Origin of the sequence: Planococcus citreus, assembly GCF_003664125.1 — a bacterium.
Classification (GTDB): Bacteria; Bacillota; Bacilli; order Bacillales_A; family Planococcaceae; genus Planococcus; species Planococcus citreus.
Genome location: NZ_RCCP01000004.1, coordinates 123,532 through 137,332, shown reverse-complemented (window position 1 = coordinate 137,332; position 13,801 = coordinate 123,532). Strand labels below are relative to the sequence as shown.

The 13,801-nt window shown below is 48.5% G+C and carries 15 protein-coding genes; 3 read left to right on the top strand and 12 right to left on the bottom strand.

Annotation, left to right across the window (positions count from 1 at the left end; all coding sequences use genetic code 11):
- Positions 1 to 50: 50 nt before the first annotated feature.
- Positions 51 to 1,445, bottom strand: coding sequence for a protoporphyrinogen oxidase (locus tag DFR62_RS12930; protein ID WP_121300769.1), 1,395 nt, complete (start codon positions 1,443 to 1,445; stop codon positions 51 to 53).
- Positions 1,446 to 1,650: 205 nt separating this feature from the next.
- Between DFR62_RS12930 and DFR62_RS12925 the strand changes: the two genes are divergently transcribed.
- A complete protein-coding gene (locus DFR62_RS12925; protein WP_121300768.1) occupies positions 1,651 to 2,208 on the top strand; it encodes a nitroreductase family protein in 558 nt (185 codons plus the stop codon).
- A 35-nt stretch (positions 2,209 to 2,243) separates the two neighbouring features.
- Here DFR62_RS12925 and coaW read toward each other — a convergent pair whose 3' ends face one another.
- Positions 2,244 to 3,047, bottom strand: a complete 804-nt coding sequence (gene coaW, locus DFR62_RS12920) for a type II pantothenate kinase (protein ID WP_121300767.1) — start codon at positions 3,045 to 3,047, stop codon at positions 2,244 to 2,246.
- Between the two features lie 249 nt (positions 3,048 to 3,296).
- Between coaW and DFR62_RS12915 the strand changes: the two genes are divergently transcribed.
- On the top strand, positions 3,297 to 3,503 hold the full coding sequence (locus DFR62_RS12915; protein ID WP_121300766.1) for a hypothetical protein: 207 nt from the start codon (positions 3,297 to 3,299) through the stop codon (positions 3,501 to 3,503).
- A 51-nt stretch (positions 3,504 to 3,554) separates the two neighbouring features.
- Here DFR62_RS12915 and DFR62_RS12910 read toward each other — a convergent pair whose 3' ends face one another.
- Positions 3,555 to 4,544 (bottom strand): S8 family peptidase, encoded by a 990-nt coding sequence (locus tag DFR62_RS12910; protein WP_121300765.1) that lies wholly within the window; start codon positions 4,542 to 4,544, stop codon positions 3,555 to 3,557.
- Positions 4,545 to 4,721: 177 nt separating this feature from the next.
- Here DFR62_RS12910 and DFR62_RS12905 point away from each other — a divergent pair, with 177 nt between their 5' ends.
- Positions 4,722 to 5,792: a saccharopine dehydrogenase family protein gene (locus DFR62_RS12905; RefSeq protein WP_121300764.1), complete on the top strand. Its 1,071-nt coding sequence runs from the start codon at positions 4,722 to 4,724 to the stop codon at positions 5,790 to 5,792.
- Between the two features lie 274 nt (positions 5,793 to 6,066).
- Here DFR62_RS12905 and DFR62_RS12900 read toward each other — a convergent pair whose 3' ends face one another.
- The 9 genes from DFR62_RS12900 to DFR62_RS12860 all read right to left on the bottom strand — a co-directional run bounded on the left by DFR62_RS12900 (position 6,067) and on the right by DFR62_RS12860 (position 13,753).
- Positions 6,067 to 6,816: an ABC transporter permease gene (locus tag DFR62_RS12900; protein WP_101189306.1), complete on the bottom strand. Its 750-nt coding sequence runs from the start codon at positions 6,814 to 6,816 to the stop codon at positions 6,067 to 6,069.
- The gene (locus DFR62_RS12895; RefSeq protein ID WP_121300763.1) at positions 6,813 to 7,544 is read right to left on the bottom strand and encodes an ABC transporter ATP-binding protein; all 732 of its coding nucleotides are present in this window, start codon (positions 7,542 to 7,544) and stop codon (positions 6,813 to 6,815) included. Before DFR62_RS12895 ends, DFR62_RS12900 begins: the two co-directional genes overlap by 4 nt.
- Before the next feature lie 204 nt (positions 7,545 to 7,748).
- The gene (hxlA, locus tag DFR62_RS12890; RefSeq protein ID WP_121300762.1) at positions 7,749 to 8,372 is read right to left on the bottom strand and encodes a 3-hexulose-6-phosphate synthase; all 624 of its coding nucleotides are present in this window, start codon (positions 8,370 to 8,372) and stop codon (positions 7,749 to 7,751) included.
- Between the two features lie 27 nt (positions 8,373 to 8,399).
- Positions 8,400 to 9,236 carry an SDR family oxidoreductase gene (locus tag DFR62_RS12885; protein WP_112232848.1) on the bottom strand — a complete coding sequence of 279 codons (837 nt, stop codon included), beginning with the start codon at positions 9,234 to 9,236 and terminating at the stop codon, positions 8,400 to 8,402.
- A gap of 11 nt (positions 9,237 to 9,247) precedes the next feature.
- Positions 9,248 to 10,306, bottom strand: coding sequence for a mannonate dehydratase (gene uxuA, locus DFR62_RS12880; protein WP_121300761.1), 1,059 nt, complete (start codon positions 10,304 to 10,306; stop codon positions 9,248 to 9,250).
- Positions 10,307 to 10,317: 11 nt separating this feature from the next.
- The gene (locus DFR62_RS12875) at positions 10,318 to 10,941 is read right to left on the bottom strand and encodes a bifunctional 2-keto-4-hydroxyglutarate aldolase/2-keto-3-deoxy-6-phosphogluconate aldolase (protein ID WP_121300760.1); all 624 of its coding nucleotides are present in this window, start codon (positions 10,939 to 10,941) and stop codon (positions 10,318 to 10,320) included.
- 11 nt (positions 10,942 to 10,952) lie between these two features.
- Positions 10,953 to 11,972, bottom strand: a complete 1,020-nt coding sequence (locus tag DFR62_RS12870) for a zinc-binding alcohol dehydrogenase family protein (RefSeq protein ID WP_121300759.1) — start codon at positions 11,970 to 11,972, stop codon at positions 10,953 to 10,955.
- A 12-nt stretch (positions 11,973 to 11,984) separates the two neighbouring features.
- The gene (locus DFR62_RS12865) at positions 11,985 to 13,259 is read right to left on the bottom strand and encodes a TRAP transporter large permease (protein WP_112232842.1); all 1,275 of its coding nucleotides are present in this window, start codon (positions 13,257 to 13,259) and stop codon (positions 11,985 to 11,987) included.
- Positions 13,256 to 13,753 carry a TRAP transporter small permease gene (locus DFR62_RS12860; RefSeq protein WP_112232841.1) on the bottom strand — a complete coding sequence of 166 codons (498 nt, stop codon included), beginning with the start codon at positions 13,751 to 13,753 and terminating at the stop codon, positions 13,256 to 13,258. The genes DFR62_RS12865 and DFR62_RS12860 overlap by 4 nt, the downstream gene beginning before the upstream one ends.
- Between the last annotated feature and the right edge of the window lie 48 nt (positions 13,754 to 13,801).

Sequence of the window (13,801 nt, the reverse complement as noted above, 5' to 3'; positions counted from 1 at the left end):
GAATTTTTCCGGAGCTTTTTTGCGTGTTGATGCAAGTATTTTTGTTTTTTCTATCTTTCTCCCATTGCTTGTGCGATTTTTTGCGCCAGGTCTTTGCCGTTTTGGATGCAAGCGCCGATGCCAACCCCGTAATAGGAAGAGCCGGCCAGATAGACGCCCGGATAGCCACCAGCTAGACGCGCTTCAAGCGACATGACCGCCGTTTTATGGCCCATATGATAGTTCGGCATGAGCTCATTCCACGGCGTGATTTCAACGACAGCGGGCTGTTCCTCGATTCCCAGGCTTTTTTGGATATCCGCTTTCGCTATAGCCGCGACCTGTTCCTCCGAGCTGTTTTGCAGTTCAGCGAATAGCGGGTTTGTGCTCTTATAGAACAAACGCACCAATAATTTTTGCTGCGCGGAGGTATGCGGCCATTTGCGGCTCGTCCAGGTGCAGGCATTGCACGCCAGGTCGCTGCCTTCCGACACGATAAAGCCGGTGCCATCCGCCGGCAATTGTTCGTCTGGCAAGTCGTATCCCAGATACACGCTGATCAACGATGAGTTGATCAATTGGCCAAATTCCTCATCAAGCGTGTCGTCTTTCACCAATGCTTGGGCTTGCTGGTGCGGAATCGCCAACACGATGAAATCCGCCTCGCTCGATGTGCCGTCTGAAAAGCCTAATTTATAGCGTCCGTCTCGCTTCTCCAACGAGTTCGTCTCGACGCCTTTTCGGACGAGAGCCGTTTCCATCTGTTCTTCGAGGCGGTCGATCAAAGCCGCCATCCCTCCGTCGAATGAAATGAATTTCTTGTTCGCTGCACCTTGGAAGGTTTCCTTATGCGCTTCGAACCCTTTGATGATGCTGCCGTAGTCATTTTTATAATCGATTAAATACGGCAAGGTGGACGCTAAGGTCAATTCTCGCAATGAACCCGAATAAACGCCGGACAAGACAGGCGCAATCTGGCGGTCCACCAATTCTTTGCCGAGAAACGCTTCCAGGAATTCCCCGATTGAGCTGTCTTTCGTAAAACGGTCGTTTGCGGTCTCAAAATCTTGCATCGCCCGCTCTTTTCCCTGCTGTGACACGAGCGTCGAACTAAACAGCGCTTCGCGGTCCATCGGGATGCCGAATACTGTATCTTTTGGGATGGCATGCAATTGATTGTCAGTATACAAATAAGAAATGCCGGTCCCATTGTAGACCATCTGTTCTTCAAGCCCAAGCTCTTCAACGAGCGGCAATACGCTGGCATGTCTCGCGACGATGGAATCCGCCCCTACCTCCATCGTAAAGCCCTCTTTTTTTACCGTGCGGATCTTCCCGCCCAGCTCCTCATCTTTTTCAACAAGCTCCAATTCCAACTCGAGCCCGTACTGCTTTTTCATCCGCTCTAAATAATGTATGGCGGAAAGGCCTGTAATCCCTCCACCAATGACCACGGCTTTCTTCATCCGAATCACTCCTTGCTTATATAATTTCCTGTTTTCTATAATGGTAATAATTTCAAAATATCTTAATCAACCTATTGCCTCTGTTTATATTTTACCAAGAAGTTGCACAATTCAAATCGGGCAATATGTCATTTTCAACACGATTTTCGCCATTCGTGGTAGGATTTAACCGAAGGCATTTAAAGGATAGGAGAGGTTCAAATTGATGAATCCGATTGATCAATTGATCGTGGAAAGAAGATCGATCAAAAAATTCAAACCAGACGCTGTCGATGTCGAAGAGATCATCGACTTGCTGAATATCGCCAAATGGGCACCTAACCATAAAGTGAACGAACCTTGGCGCTTCCAGCTCTATGCCGGCGCCGGCAAAGAAAAATTCGTCCAAGCATTCCTCGATTCGATGAAAACACCGGATGGCGATATTCCGCAAAAAGCGCTCAATAAAGCTCAGTATTTCCGTGACATCCCGCTCCATTTGGTCGCCATCATGCCAGTCGACCCGCGTCAGCGACGCTTCGATGAAGATTACGGTGCGCTTAGTTCCATGCTGCAAAACTTCCAATTGGCTGCTTGGCAACGTGGCATCGGCATGATTTGGCGTTCGAACGACTGGATTTACAGCCCCGTCTTCCGTGAAGCCATCGGGGTCCAACCAGGCGAAAAAATCGTTGCGACCATGATGATGGGCTACCCTGCCCACGTGCCGGAAAAACAAGCCCGCACCGATATTCGCGAAAAGCTGGAAATCATCGATCAATAACGAAGAAAAAGAGCATCAAGGCTGATGCTCTTTTTTTATTCCAAAACAGATAAAGCCCCGACTGCGCCGGAATATTCGCCGTTATCCGGGAACAACGGCGTCGAGCCACGCAGAATGGTGTAGCTTGTGACAACTTCTTTCAAAAGGGCATTGTCGCTGAATGAAGACCCGATATAGACAATCGTCGAACTGCGGCATTGGCGCGCTGCATGAACACTGACTGTGCTGACCGTTTCACCGACCAATCCGATGACTGTTGCAAGCAGTTCCTCTTTCGACAATTCATGTGAAATGGAGAACAGGTCTTGCCCAAAATTACTGGCAGTCAACTCACCCGAAATCGGCGGCTCTTTGCCCTCATAGATATGTTTCACTTTCAAATCGATGCGTTCACGCGATCCGCGCTTCGCGTGTTCAACGATTTCATCGAAGCTGGTGATCCCCGTCAGTAAATGGCTGAGGCCGATCAGCGTGCCGCCCCCGATTCCGGTACCGCCGAGACGCTCCTGCGTATTATCCTGCACGCAGTGGATTGACGTGCCGGTTCCGACATTGGTGACCAAATAAGCTTCCTCGTGAAGCCCCATGCGTTCAAGCAAGACTTGGACGCCCAAATGAGTCGCTTCAAATTCCACCATTTCCTGGACGGATTTCTCCAGCAGCGACGCAAGCACACCTGATTTACCGCCGGTCAAACATACTTCACTAGCCGAAAGCCCGTTGATCCACTCCGCTACCAAACTGATTTCAGCAATCGGGTATTTTGCAAAATGAATCGGGCCCCCATCGGTATAGGCCACCTTGATCAGTGTCCCGCCCGCATCTATTCCGACTTTCATCTATCTGCACCTTCTCTTCTTAAAAGCACTTTTACTGCCTTACATAGTTTTTAACATATGGGGAAATTCTAACATATTCGCGCAGCGAGCGGGAGGAGTTTGCCCCGTTCCACTTTGTGCTTTAAAAGTTTTTCATTTTTTAGGATTAACCTCTAGAAAATATGGGAATAGAATCTTCAGCAAACCGTTTAATAACTCGTACTGAATTTTCTTTGCTTCTGCAAGGAAGATTTTGTGGGAGGTGATTAAATGGGGAAGATCCAGGGAATACCGAAATTGCTCGAATATCTGGAGCAGCGAAGTTGCCCCATGACAGAAGAGCAGATTCAGCAGCTCCTGTCGGAACGAACAATTCCGCATGCCCGGCCTTATGGCGATATGATCCTGTTCGACGAAAACCACATTGAGTGGTGGATTGAAGAGCAGCGGAAAACGGATAAATCAGTGATGGATTAAATGCAAGAAAACCCCCAGACTTTGTGTCTGGGGGTTTTTGAATGGTTTCAGTTACCGGTCCAATCCATTAGCATAAGAATTGCTGAGAATCTTGAACAATTGTTCGAATTTATTGAGGATGTCGAGCGCCAATAAACCATTGCCTTCCGCGGTTTTCGGATAACCAAGTGGAATCGTGCGCCGGACAAGCTGCGCATACAATTCCGCCTCTGTCAGCTCCCGGTCGAAGTCACGCTCGGAAATATTGCGGATCAATGCCAAGGCTCCCGACACATGCGGCGTCGCCATCGAAGTGCCGGACAGACTGGCATATTTCCCTTCCAAGTAAGTCGAATAGATATTGATGCCCGGCGCTACAAGATCGATCTCGTTATTGGTATTGCTGAACGGTGCAATGCGCCGGTCGAAATCGACAGCGCCGACTTGAATGACTTCGCCGTACGCGCCAGGGTAGGCGAATTCGTCGGTATCATGCGCATCGTCTCCTTCATTTCCAGCTGCACAGATAACCGGAATCCCAGCATCCACCGCCCGTTTCACGGCTTCGTACAATTCAGGGTGGTCTTCAGGGCCGCCAAGCGACATCGAAATGACCGTCGTCTTTTGCCCTTCCGGACCGCGCCAATCGATGGCATAATGAATGCCTCCAATGATTCCTTCATAGCTGCCGCTGCCTTCTTTATCGAGTACTTTGACAACGAGCAGATCAGCAAGCGGCGCTACGCCCACTACGCCATCCTCGTCTCTTAAGGAAGCGGCGATCGTCCCGGCGACGTGGGTGCCATGCCCGTTATAATCCTCGAATCGTTCTGGGTCCCCTCCGTCATCATGCGTGAAGTTTCGTCCGCCCACAATTCGCGCCTCCAGATCGGGGTGATCGGTCTGACAGCCTGTATCCAGTACGGCGACCACGTTGCCTTTGCCGTGTTCGGCATTCTCCCACACTTCAGGAGCCTGGATCATCCGTACGCCTTCCGGGATGCGCGGCGGTGCGGCCGTCACTTGTTCAACGCGGTATGGAATCAAATGAATATTTTTCATCGAAAATTCCTCCTTCAGATCATTTCCTTCATTCTACATGACTGGCGCAACTAAAATCAAACGTTTGTTCGTATTTTCAATTGGAAAGTTGTTCTTATTAGTTTCAAGAAAGAGACAGGAATTTCCTGCTTATTGAAGAACACAAGAAAGATGCCGAATAACGAGGAGACCATAACAATGACTACATGGCTATTGTACGGAGCGACAGGCTATACAGGAAAGTTGATCGCACAAGAAGCAGTCGAACGCGGATTGCGCCCGGTCCTAGCTGGGCGCAGCAAAGAAAAAGTGCAGCCGATCGCCGAAGAACTCGGCTTGGAATTTCGCATTTTCGAATTGAATAACCAGACAGCTGAGCATTTAAAGGGCATCGATCTCGTGCTGCATTGCGCCGGCCCATTCGAAAAGACCAGCAAACCGATGATCCACGCCTGCTTGGAAGCCGGCGCCCATTATCTCGACATCACTGGGGAGATCAGTGTGTTCGAACATACCCACTCTTTGCACAAAGAAGCGCAAAAGAAAAATATCATTTTATGTTCCGGAGTGGGCTTCGATGTCATCCCTACCGATTGCACCGCCCTGAAGTTGAAACAAGCATTACCCGATGCCGTCGAGCTCGCACTTGGTTTCGATTCGGATTCCGGCATCTCTCCAGGCACGATGAAGACGATGGTCGAAGGGCTAGGCGGAGGCAATATCATCCGCAAAGATGGGCAGCTGACCGCTGTCGCGATCGGCAAGCACCAGCGGGTGATCGATTTCGGGCGCGGCCAAAAATCCGCCATGGCGATTCCCTGGGGTGATGTGGCTACTGCTTATTACACCACCGGCATCCCCAATATTACGGCGTGGATTCCGACACCGAAACCTGCTGCCAAAGCGGCACTGCTCATGAATGCAGCGAGCCCTTTGCTGTCTTCTGAAAAAGTGAAGCAGCCCTTGCTGAAATGGATCGAGCGACGCGTACAAGGGCCAGATCAGGAAGAGCGCGCCGGAAGCACTGCGTACATTTGGGGACAAGCCAAAAATGCAGACGGTGTCGTCAAGACGTGCCGAATCGATACCGCGAACGTCTATGACCTGACCGTTTACGGCGCACTGGAAGTGACAGAGCGCTTACTGTCAGGCGACTACCCAGGCGGCAGTTGGACCCCCGCCGCATTGTTCGGCCCGGATCTGCTCGAAAGCCTGCCCGGCTCGGGGCGCTTTGAAATCGACAGCTTTTATCCGGGAACCGCCAACTAGATCTATCCAAAACAAAAAGGCTGACATAGAGAAGAAGTCCATGATCCGCTATGAATAAAAAAGGGATTCCTTTTTTTACATTTAAAATTCAATTTTCTATCTGAGTATTTGGAGAAGCGTTCGCTCGACTCCTGTGGGACTAGCGGGTTTGAGAGCCCCCGCAGTGAGCGTAGCGAACGAGGAGGCTCGATTCCCGCCCCACGGAAAGCGAGCGGTAAGCTTCGGAAAATACAACTTTCTGAGCTTCTCGACACTAAAAAAGGCTGACATAGCGTCAGCCTTTTAATAATTGCATGCGTTTATTGAACAAGGTTGGATAGGACAAGTATCCGAGGAAAACGCTCGTCACAGCAGCCGTCGTCAATAACAGGAACATGATGAGCAACTGGAATTGCACCGCTTGTATCGGGTCTGCGCCCGCGATGATCTGCCCGCTCATCATGCCCGGCAGTTGGACGAGACCAACCGTTTTCTGGCTCTCGATCGTCGGGATCATGCTCGCCTTGATCGAGTTGATCAATTGGCGGTGAATGGCCTGTTTCGGCGTTCCGCCAAGCGACAAGATCAATTCCGTCTGATCCTGATGGTCTTCGACTTCCGCCGTGAAACGATTCAAGAACAGGATCGACAGCACCATCGAGTTCCCGATGACCATGCCGCTGATCGGGATGATGTATTGGGCAGTCGCCGGCGTGATGTTGAAGCCGATCAGAATTCCTTGCGTCAACACTTCCACAAAGATTAAGGTAACGGCAATCTTCCAAGTAATGCCTTGGATGGCTGCGCCTTTTTTCTGCGCGTTATGGGTTGCCGCGATGATCATCAACGCGACCATCAAGAAGATGTAGAGCAAACTTTCGGAGTCGAAGACGAATTTCAAGACATACCCAACAGCGAGCAGCTGGATGATTGAGCGGATTGTTGCGACCGTCATATCGCGGCCCAGCCCTAAATTCAATGTTTTCGACAATAAAAGCGGGATGAGGACAAAAATGAGCGTCAGCGATAAAGCCCAGTAACTCATGACACCACCCCTTTCACAAATTCATTGACGCGCTGATTCTGTGGATCTTCAAGCAGCGAACTCTCGCCGGTTTCTACCACTTGGCCGTCCATCATGACCCATGTGTAATCACCGATTTCGAGTGCCTGCTGGAGATTATGGGTAATCCAAATGATTGTCGTCTTGTATTTCCGGTTGATTTTGCTGATCAACTCCTCCACTTCGAGCTTTGAAGCGCGGTCGAGCGAAGAAGTGATTTCGTCCATCAAGAGAATCTCTGGCTTGTTGACAAGCGTTCTCGCGATGGAAACTTTCTGGCGCTGCCCACCTGATAGCTCTTTCACTTTACGGTCCAGCAAATCACCTTTCAAGCCGACATCTTCAAGCAGCTCAAGGGCATCTTCTTTCGCCAATTGCTGCCCCTGCAATTCCAAAGGCAAATTCAAGTTTTCGTATACAGTGCCGCTGATCATCGGCGCGCTCTGCAACGCCATTCCAACCATCCGGCGCAGTTCCACCGGATCGTATTCGCCAATCGCTTTATCTTTCACGAAAATTTCTCCGTTCGCCGGCGATATAAGGCCATTGCATAATTTCAGCAGCGTCGACTTCCCGGCGCCAGAAGGCCCTACTAGAGTGGTGATACGGCCTTGTGGAAATGAACCGGTAATATCGTTTAAGATTTCTATGTCTCCAATGCGATAATCCACGTGCTGAAAGTGGATCGCAGGTTTGTACTGGGTGCTCATGCCCACACCTCCCAAATTCTCAAGTTTCTTATTTATAATTATTCTAATGTAGATATCATAGCACAACTTTACAGCCGAACCAAGTAATTGAGAATAACTATTTTTAATTGATAATACATATCAATTAATGCGTTTTCACAGGCTTCTTAAACGATAATTATTATCATTAAAAAAGAGTTGAATCCTTTTTGGATTCAACTCTTTTCACTTCATTAAGTTTTGGATTTCTTTTGCGGCTTTCTTTGGATTGTCCGAGGCTGTGATGGCACTGCCGATAATCAACACATCAAAGCCTTTCCCTTTCAGCATCGGGATCGAACTTGCAGTAATACCGCCCGCCAGCGTAAACTTCAATTTCGGGTTTGTGAACTGCTGAAGTTCTTTCTGGAAGTCGATATGCTTTCCAGCCGCTTGCCCATCTTTTCCAATGTGCAGGGCAAAAAGCTTAGCACCCAAACTTTCCAACTCCTCCATCCGGCCAATTCCCTCCACTTGGAGCATATCAATCATGATTTGGCCATTATGTTCTGCCGCTACCGACAAAGCGGCCTCTATGGTCTTGTCATGTGAAAATGCCATGACGGTCATAATGTCCGCTCCAGCGCCGAAAGCTTGTTGGGCTTCAAATTGTCCGGCATCGCATGTTTTCATATCCGCCACCAGGACAATGTCAGGGTAACGGAGTTTCATTTCCCGCACGATATCCATACCGTACTCTTTGATTACCCCAGTACCAATCTCAATCCAATCAACAAAAGGGAGCGTCTCTTCTACCATAAGGAAACACTCTTCCTTCGTTAACCTGTCTAATGCCAATTGAAGTTTCACATACTCGCCTCCAATGATCGACCGACCTTATACGCCCGAGTACGCTAGGAAGCCACCATCCACTGGAACTGTAATACCAGTCACGAAGCCAGAATAATTTTCATCCAATAACCATAGCATCGTACCCACTAGATCTTCGGGTTTGCCGAAACGTTTCATCGGCGTGCTCGCCATAATTTTACCGGAACGCGGAGTCAATGAACCGTCTTTGTTGGTCAGCAAATCTTTATTTTGTGCAGTCAGGAAAAAACCGGGAGCGATCGCATTTACCCGTAAATTTTGTTCAGCAAAATGAACAGCCATCCACATAGTGAAATTATTGATCGCAGACTTTGCTGCACTGTAAGCCGGAACTTTCGTCATCGGTGAATATGCACTCATGGACGAAATATTTAAAATGACCGGAGATTCCTGCTTAAGAAGTTCTTTGCCGAACACTTGGCTGGCCAAAAACGAACCGGTGAAATTACTGGCAAAGACACGGGAGAACCCGTCTTCTTCCAAATCAAAAAATGTTTTTCCTTGGCCGTCTTCAGAGTGAAGCTCAATGTCTGTGATGGCATCGGGATGGTTTCCTCCAGCGCCGTTTATGAGGATGTCGATGTGGCCGTAAGCATTTAAAATTTCTTCTTTTGCCCGTTCCAATGATTGCCGATCCAATACATCCGCAGCTACAGCGATAGCGCTCCCGCCAGCTTGTTTAATCTCATCAGCTACCGTTTGTCCTTTTTCCGCCGTTCTATTCAAAATAGCGACATTTACATTTTGAGTGGCAAGCGCTCTGGCCATTTCCGAGCAGAGAACACCGCTTCCGCCGGTAATAACTGCTGTGCGCCCTGCCAGATTTTCGTGTGAAGAAAACATTTTCCTACCTCCTATTTTGCTTGATAGGCATCCCATAGCCCAAGCAGATACATAATTCCAAGCGCACGGTCATACAAACCATATCCAGGCCGGCATTGCTCGTTCCAAATATGGCGGCCATGATCTGGCCGCGCATATCCTTCGTAGTTTTGCGAAGCAAATTCCCGGACAACTCCAGATAGATCAATGGAACCATCCTGCGTATAATGGGACGTTTCAATGAAGTCGCCGTTTTCGAAAATCTTTACATTGCGTAAATGGGCAAATGGCGAATGCTTAGCATACTTCGCGGCCAGTTCCACCATATCATTTTCTGGATTCGCCCCCATGGAGCCTGTACAAAACGTAATGCCGTTGGACGGAGAATCAGAAATCGACAACAGTTTTTCCCAGCTTTCCCCACTCGTCATGATGCGCGGCAAACCGAAAATTGACCATGGCGGATCATCCGGATGGATAGCCATTTTGATGCCGCTTGCTTCTGCCACTGGCAAAATCGCCTGAAGGAAGTAGCTTAAGTTCTCCCAAAGCGTTTCTTCCGTCATTCCTTCATATTCCTCGAAAAGTTCCTTAATGCGCGACATTTTTTCGGGTTCCCATCCAGGAAGCGTTAAATCAGAAGCTGAAGCCACTGTTTCGATCAACTCTGCCGGATCCAGTGATTCGATTTTCTCCTTTTCGAAAAACAGAGCAGTCGATCCATCAGGCAAAGGCTCGTAAAGTGCTGTTCTGGTCCAATCAAAGACCGGCATAAAGTTATAGCAAATCACCTTAACTCCCGCTTCCCCTAAATTCCGGATCGTTTCTTTATAGTTTTCGATATACCGCTCGCGATCTGCATTTCCGAGCTTGATCGATTCATGGACATTGACGCTTTCCACAACATCTGCGTGGAAGCCGTGCGATTTGATATAATCCACTTCCTGCTGAATTTCTTCTTTTTGCCAAACTTCACCGACTGGCTTTTGATGCAAAGCCCAAACGATCCCCTTTGTTCCAGGAATCTGCTTGATTTGCTCTAATTGGACGCTGTCATTATCCTGCCCATACCAACGAAATGTAATATTCATGATTGCCTCCTTTACCTTAATCGTGCCCGGTATTGTTTTGCCAAATCAGTTACTTGGTCTGCCCCGCCTGCCTGGTAGGCTTTCGTTAAGTCACTCCCGATGCCTACAGCTACTGCGCCAGCATCCAGCCAATCGTTCATATTATCCATATTGATGCCGCCTGTCGGCATGATCCGCACTTTCGGAAGCGGCCCGTTCACTGCCTTGATAAATGAAGGCTCAAACCCGTTGGCGGGAAACAGCTTCAAAATATCGCAGCCCCATTCCGTTGCCTGCACCATTTCTTTGATGGTCATGCAGCCAGGGAGGTAAGGCACGTTATAGCGATTGCAGACTTTGGCGATTTCCGCGTCAAAATGAGGGCTGACGACAAATTGCGCTCCGTGGAGCAATGCGTGGCGTGCTGTCTGTGCGTCCAGTACGGTGCCCGCGCCTATTAATGCACCGGCAGTTCCTTCCAATTGATCAAACGCTTTAGCGACGTTCGGAGTCGTATAAGTCAGCTCGATTGCGTTTACGCCGCCGGCAATTGCAGCTTTTGCTACCGCAACCGCTTCATCAGCATCTGCGCCTCGGATGACGGCCACTACCTTGGCAGTTAATAGCGTTTCATACACTTTCATTTTTGGGACCATTCCATCGCTCCTCACTCAAAGACAATTAATGCTTTTCGCACTTTGTCCGGATTATTTTCTACAAAAGAGAATGCCTCTTTGACATCGTCCAATTTGAATTTATGGGTAATCAACCCGCCTGAAGTCAGTTCGCCGCTATTCAAATATTTTACGACCGGCCCAAATTGATTGGTCTGAAGCCTTGAACCGACGATTGTCACTTCTTTTTTGGTGATCGGCAATTGCGGAATCGCAGACGGCTGTTCAGTAAAGCCGAGCACTACAACGCTTCCTGCCGGAGAGACCACATCAATGGCCAGTTCGACTGTTGACGGAATGCATACAGCATCGATGACAACATTGACACCGGTGTCGTTGGTGAATTCGAGCACTTTCTCTTTTACTGATTCCACTCCTGCGTTGATGACTTTATCTGCACCATTTTCTTGTGCGAACTTAAGCCGTTCTTCGCTGAGATCGGACATATAAACCGTGGCCCCGGCGATCTTCGCCAGTTTCAATATGCAAATACCGATTGGTCCACAACCTTGAATCAGGACGGTATCACCTTTTTCCACCTGTCCGCGCCAAACCGCCTGCGCACCGATCGTATAAGGCTCCGCCAATACGATTTCGTCCCAGTCCAGCTGTTTGTCTACCGCATGAAGTTGCTTTTCTGGCAATACGATGTATTCGCGCATCCCGCCGTCTTCATGAACCCCGAATACGGAAAGTTTTTCGCAGACATTCGGACGTCCTTTACGGCAAGCATAGCATTCACCACAATAATTGATTGGCTCGACCACCACGTGATCGCCTTCTTTCAGAGAGGCTACGTCTTTGCCTGTTTCGACCACTTCTCCGGCCACTTCATGCCCCACCACCCGGGGATAGGTCGCAAGCGGGTTACTGCCATGAAAAATGTGCATATCGGATCCACAAATCCCGACACGCTTTACTCGAACTAAGACATCCTCGGGGTTTTGAAGCTGCGGTCTATCTTGTTCTATGATTTTCATTTCATGCGCTTTCGGAACTTGTACTGCTTTCATTGATATAACCACCTATTCGAATAGACTTGGTAAGAACGTCGTAATGGAAGGAACAAATGCGACGAGCATTAAAACGGCTAAACTCACACCGAGAAAAGGCAATAGTTCCCTGGCTGTTTTTCCGATGGACACTTTCCCGATTTGAGAAGCCACAAATAGACAGACGCCAACTGGCGGTGTGACCAATCCGATCACCAAGTTCAAGACCATCATGACACCGAATTGGATCGGGTCCATCCCGACCGTCACCGCTACTGGAAGCAGTACAGGGAACAAAATGACCAATGCGGCAATCGTCTCCATAAATGTGCCGACAAACAATAATAGTAAATTAACTAACAAGATAACGATAATGGCATTTGTTGAAATACCAAGAATGGACTCTGCTACGAGTTGTGGGATTTGCTCCCGCACCATGATCCATCCGAACAAATTCGCAAACCCGACCAACAGCATGATAGAGGCAGTTGTCGTCATCGAATCGAGCATGATTTTCGGTATTTTTTTCACTGGTAATTCGCGGTAAACAAAGATCCCGATTACGAAAGCGTATAGAACAGCCACGATAGAAGCTTCTGTAGGTGTGAAAAGACCGCCCAGGATTCCATACAAAATGATGACTGTCATCAAAATTGCCCAGAAAGCACCGACAAAACTTTTTCCGATAGCTTTCAAGGATTGACGCTCGCCTTTCGGGTAATTCCGCTTAACGGAAATCAAGTACGTAGGAATCATCAAACCGATTCCAAGCAGCAAACCAGGAATAGCCCCAGCAAGGAAAAGGTCCCCAATTGACAGTGAAGCCAGCGTTCCAACAATGATCAATGGAAGAGAAGGCGGAATGATCGGTCCGACAGTCGAAGAAGATGCCGTAACGGCAGCGGAGAATCCTGCGCCGTAGCCTTGCTTTTTCATCGAAGGAATCATAACCGATCCGATGCTCGCCGTATCTGCAAGTGCCGTACCCGAAATTCCGGCAAACCCCATGGAAGCGCCGACGTTCGCGAGTCCTAAACCACCTCGGATATGCCCGAAGAAATTATTGGCAAATCCGATGATTCGCTCTGTAATCCCGCCTGCGTTCATCAAATTCCCCGCCAGGATAAATCCTGGAATACAGAGAAGGACGAAAGAATTCAATCCGCCAAACATTCGTTGGGGAATGATATTCAAAGGAATATCTGCAATGAATAAATACAGCAAAGAACTCAAGCCGAGGCTGAACGCCACGGGAACTCCAAGAAAAATCAATGCGATAAATGAAATGAAAAGTAGGGCTGCCATTATAAATCATCCCCCTCAAAATTCTGGCTGTAATCCTGTTTGTTTTTCAGTAAGTCGATGATTTTGATAACGGCGTAGAACACCAAAAATACACTCATGACCAAAAGTGAAGCATGCACCCATGATAATTGGAACGGCATAGTAGCTGAATTCTGGTTATGCCCGAGCAATGTGAAGTTGTATCCTTCGATTACCATGACTGAGCTTAATAAAATGATCGTCAAGTAAATCACTACTTCGTAATATCTCCGGAAATTATCAGGCATTCTTGCCAGCAGAATATCTACGTTGATGAATTCGTTGCGCAACAAGGCCAACGGTGCTCCGAAAGCAATGGAGAACAGAAACAGGTAACGAGTCAATTCTTCCGTCCAAACAAAAGAGAACGGTAGGAAACGCGAAAGAATTTGTACACTGACAATAATGATTACGCCTGCAAAACTCGCAATCGTCAAGAAGGCCAGCGTTCGGTCGATCAACTTCCGGAATATGGACATCCGAGTTCATTCCTTTCATAGTGGAAAGGCACATTCGACCTATTGGCC

Coding starts and splice junctions, on each gene's coding strand:
- DFR62_RS12930 (WP_121300769.1), bottom strand. CDS start 1,445: ATGAAGAAAGCCGTGGTCATTGGTGGAGGGATTACAGGCCTTTCCGCC.
- DFR62_RS12915 (WP_121300766.1), top strand. CDS start 3,297: ATGGGGAAGATCCAGGGAATACCGAAATTGCTCGAATATCTGGAGCAG.
- DFR62_RS12910 (WP_121300765.1), bottom strand. CDS start 4,544: ATGAAAAATATTCATTTGATTCCATACCGCGTTGAACAAGTGACGGCC.
- DFR62_RS12875 (WP_121300760.1), bottom strand. CDS start 10,941: ATGGTCCCAAAAATGAAAGTGTATGAAACGCTATTAACTGCCAAGGTA.
- DFR62_RS12900 (WP_101189306.1), bottom strand. CDS start 6,816: ATGAGTTACTGGGCTTTATCGCTGACGCTCATTTTTGTCCTCATCCCG.
- DFR62_RS12895 (WP_121300763.1), bottom strand. CDS start 7,544: ATGAGCACCCAGTACAAACCTGCGATCCACTTTCAGCACGTGGATTAT.
- DFR62_RS12925 (WP_121300768.1), top strand. CDS start 1,651: ATGAATCCGATTGATCAATTGATCGTGGAAAGAAGATCGATCAAAAAA.
- DFR62_RS12885 (WP_112232848.1), bottom strand. CDS start 9,236: ATGTTTTCTTCACACGAAAATCTGGCAGGGCGCACAGCAGTTATTACC.
- DFR62_RS12905 (WP_121300764.1), top strand. CDS start 4,722: ATGACTACATGGCTATTGTACGGAGCGACAGGCTATACAGGAAAGTTG.
- DFR62_RS12860 (WP_112232841.1), bottom strand. CDS start 13,753: ATGTCCATATTCCGGAAGTTGATCGACCGAACGCTGGCCTTCTTGACG.
- uxuA (WP_121300761.1), bottom strand. CDS start 10,306: ATGAATATTACATTTCGTTGGTATGGGCAGGATAATGACAGCGTCCAA.
- DFR62_RS12870 (WP_121300759.1), bottom strand. CDS start 11,972: ATGAAAGCAGTACAAGTTCCGAAAGCGCATGAAATGAAAATCATAGAA.
- coaW (WP_121300767.1), bottom strand. CDS start 3,047: ATGAAAGTCGGAATAGATGCGGGCGGGACACTGATCAAGGTGGCCTAT.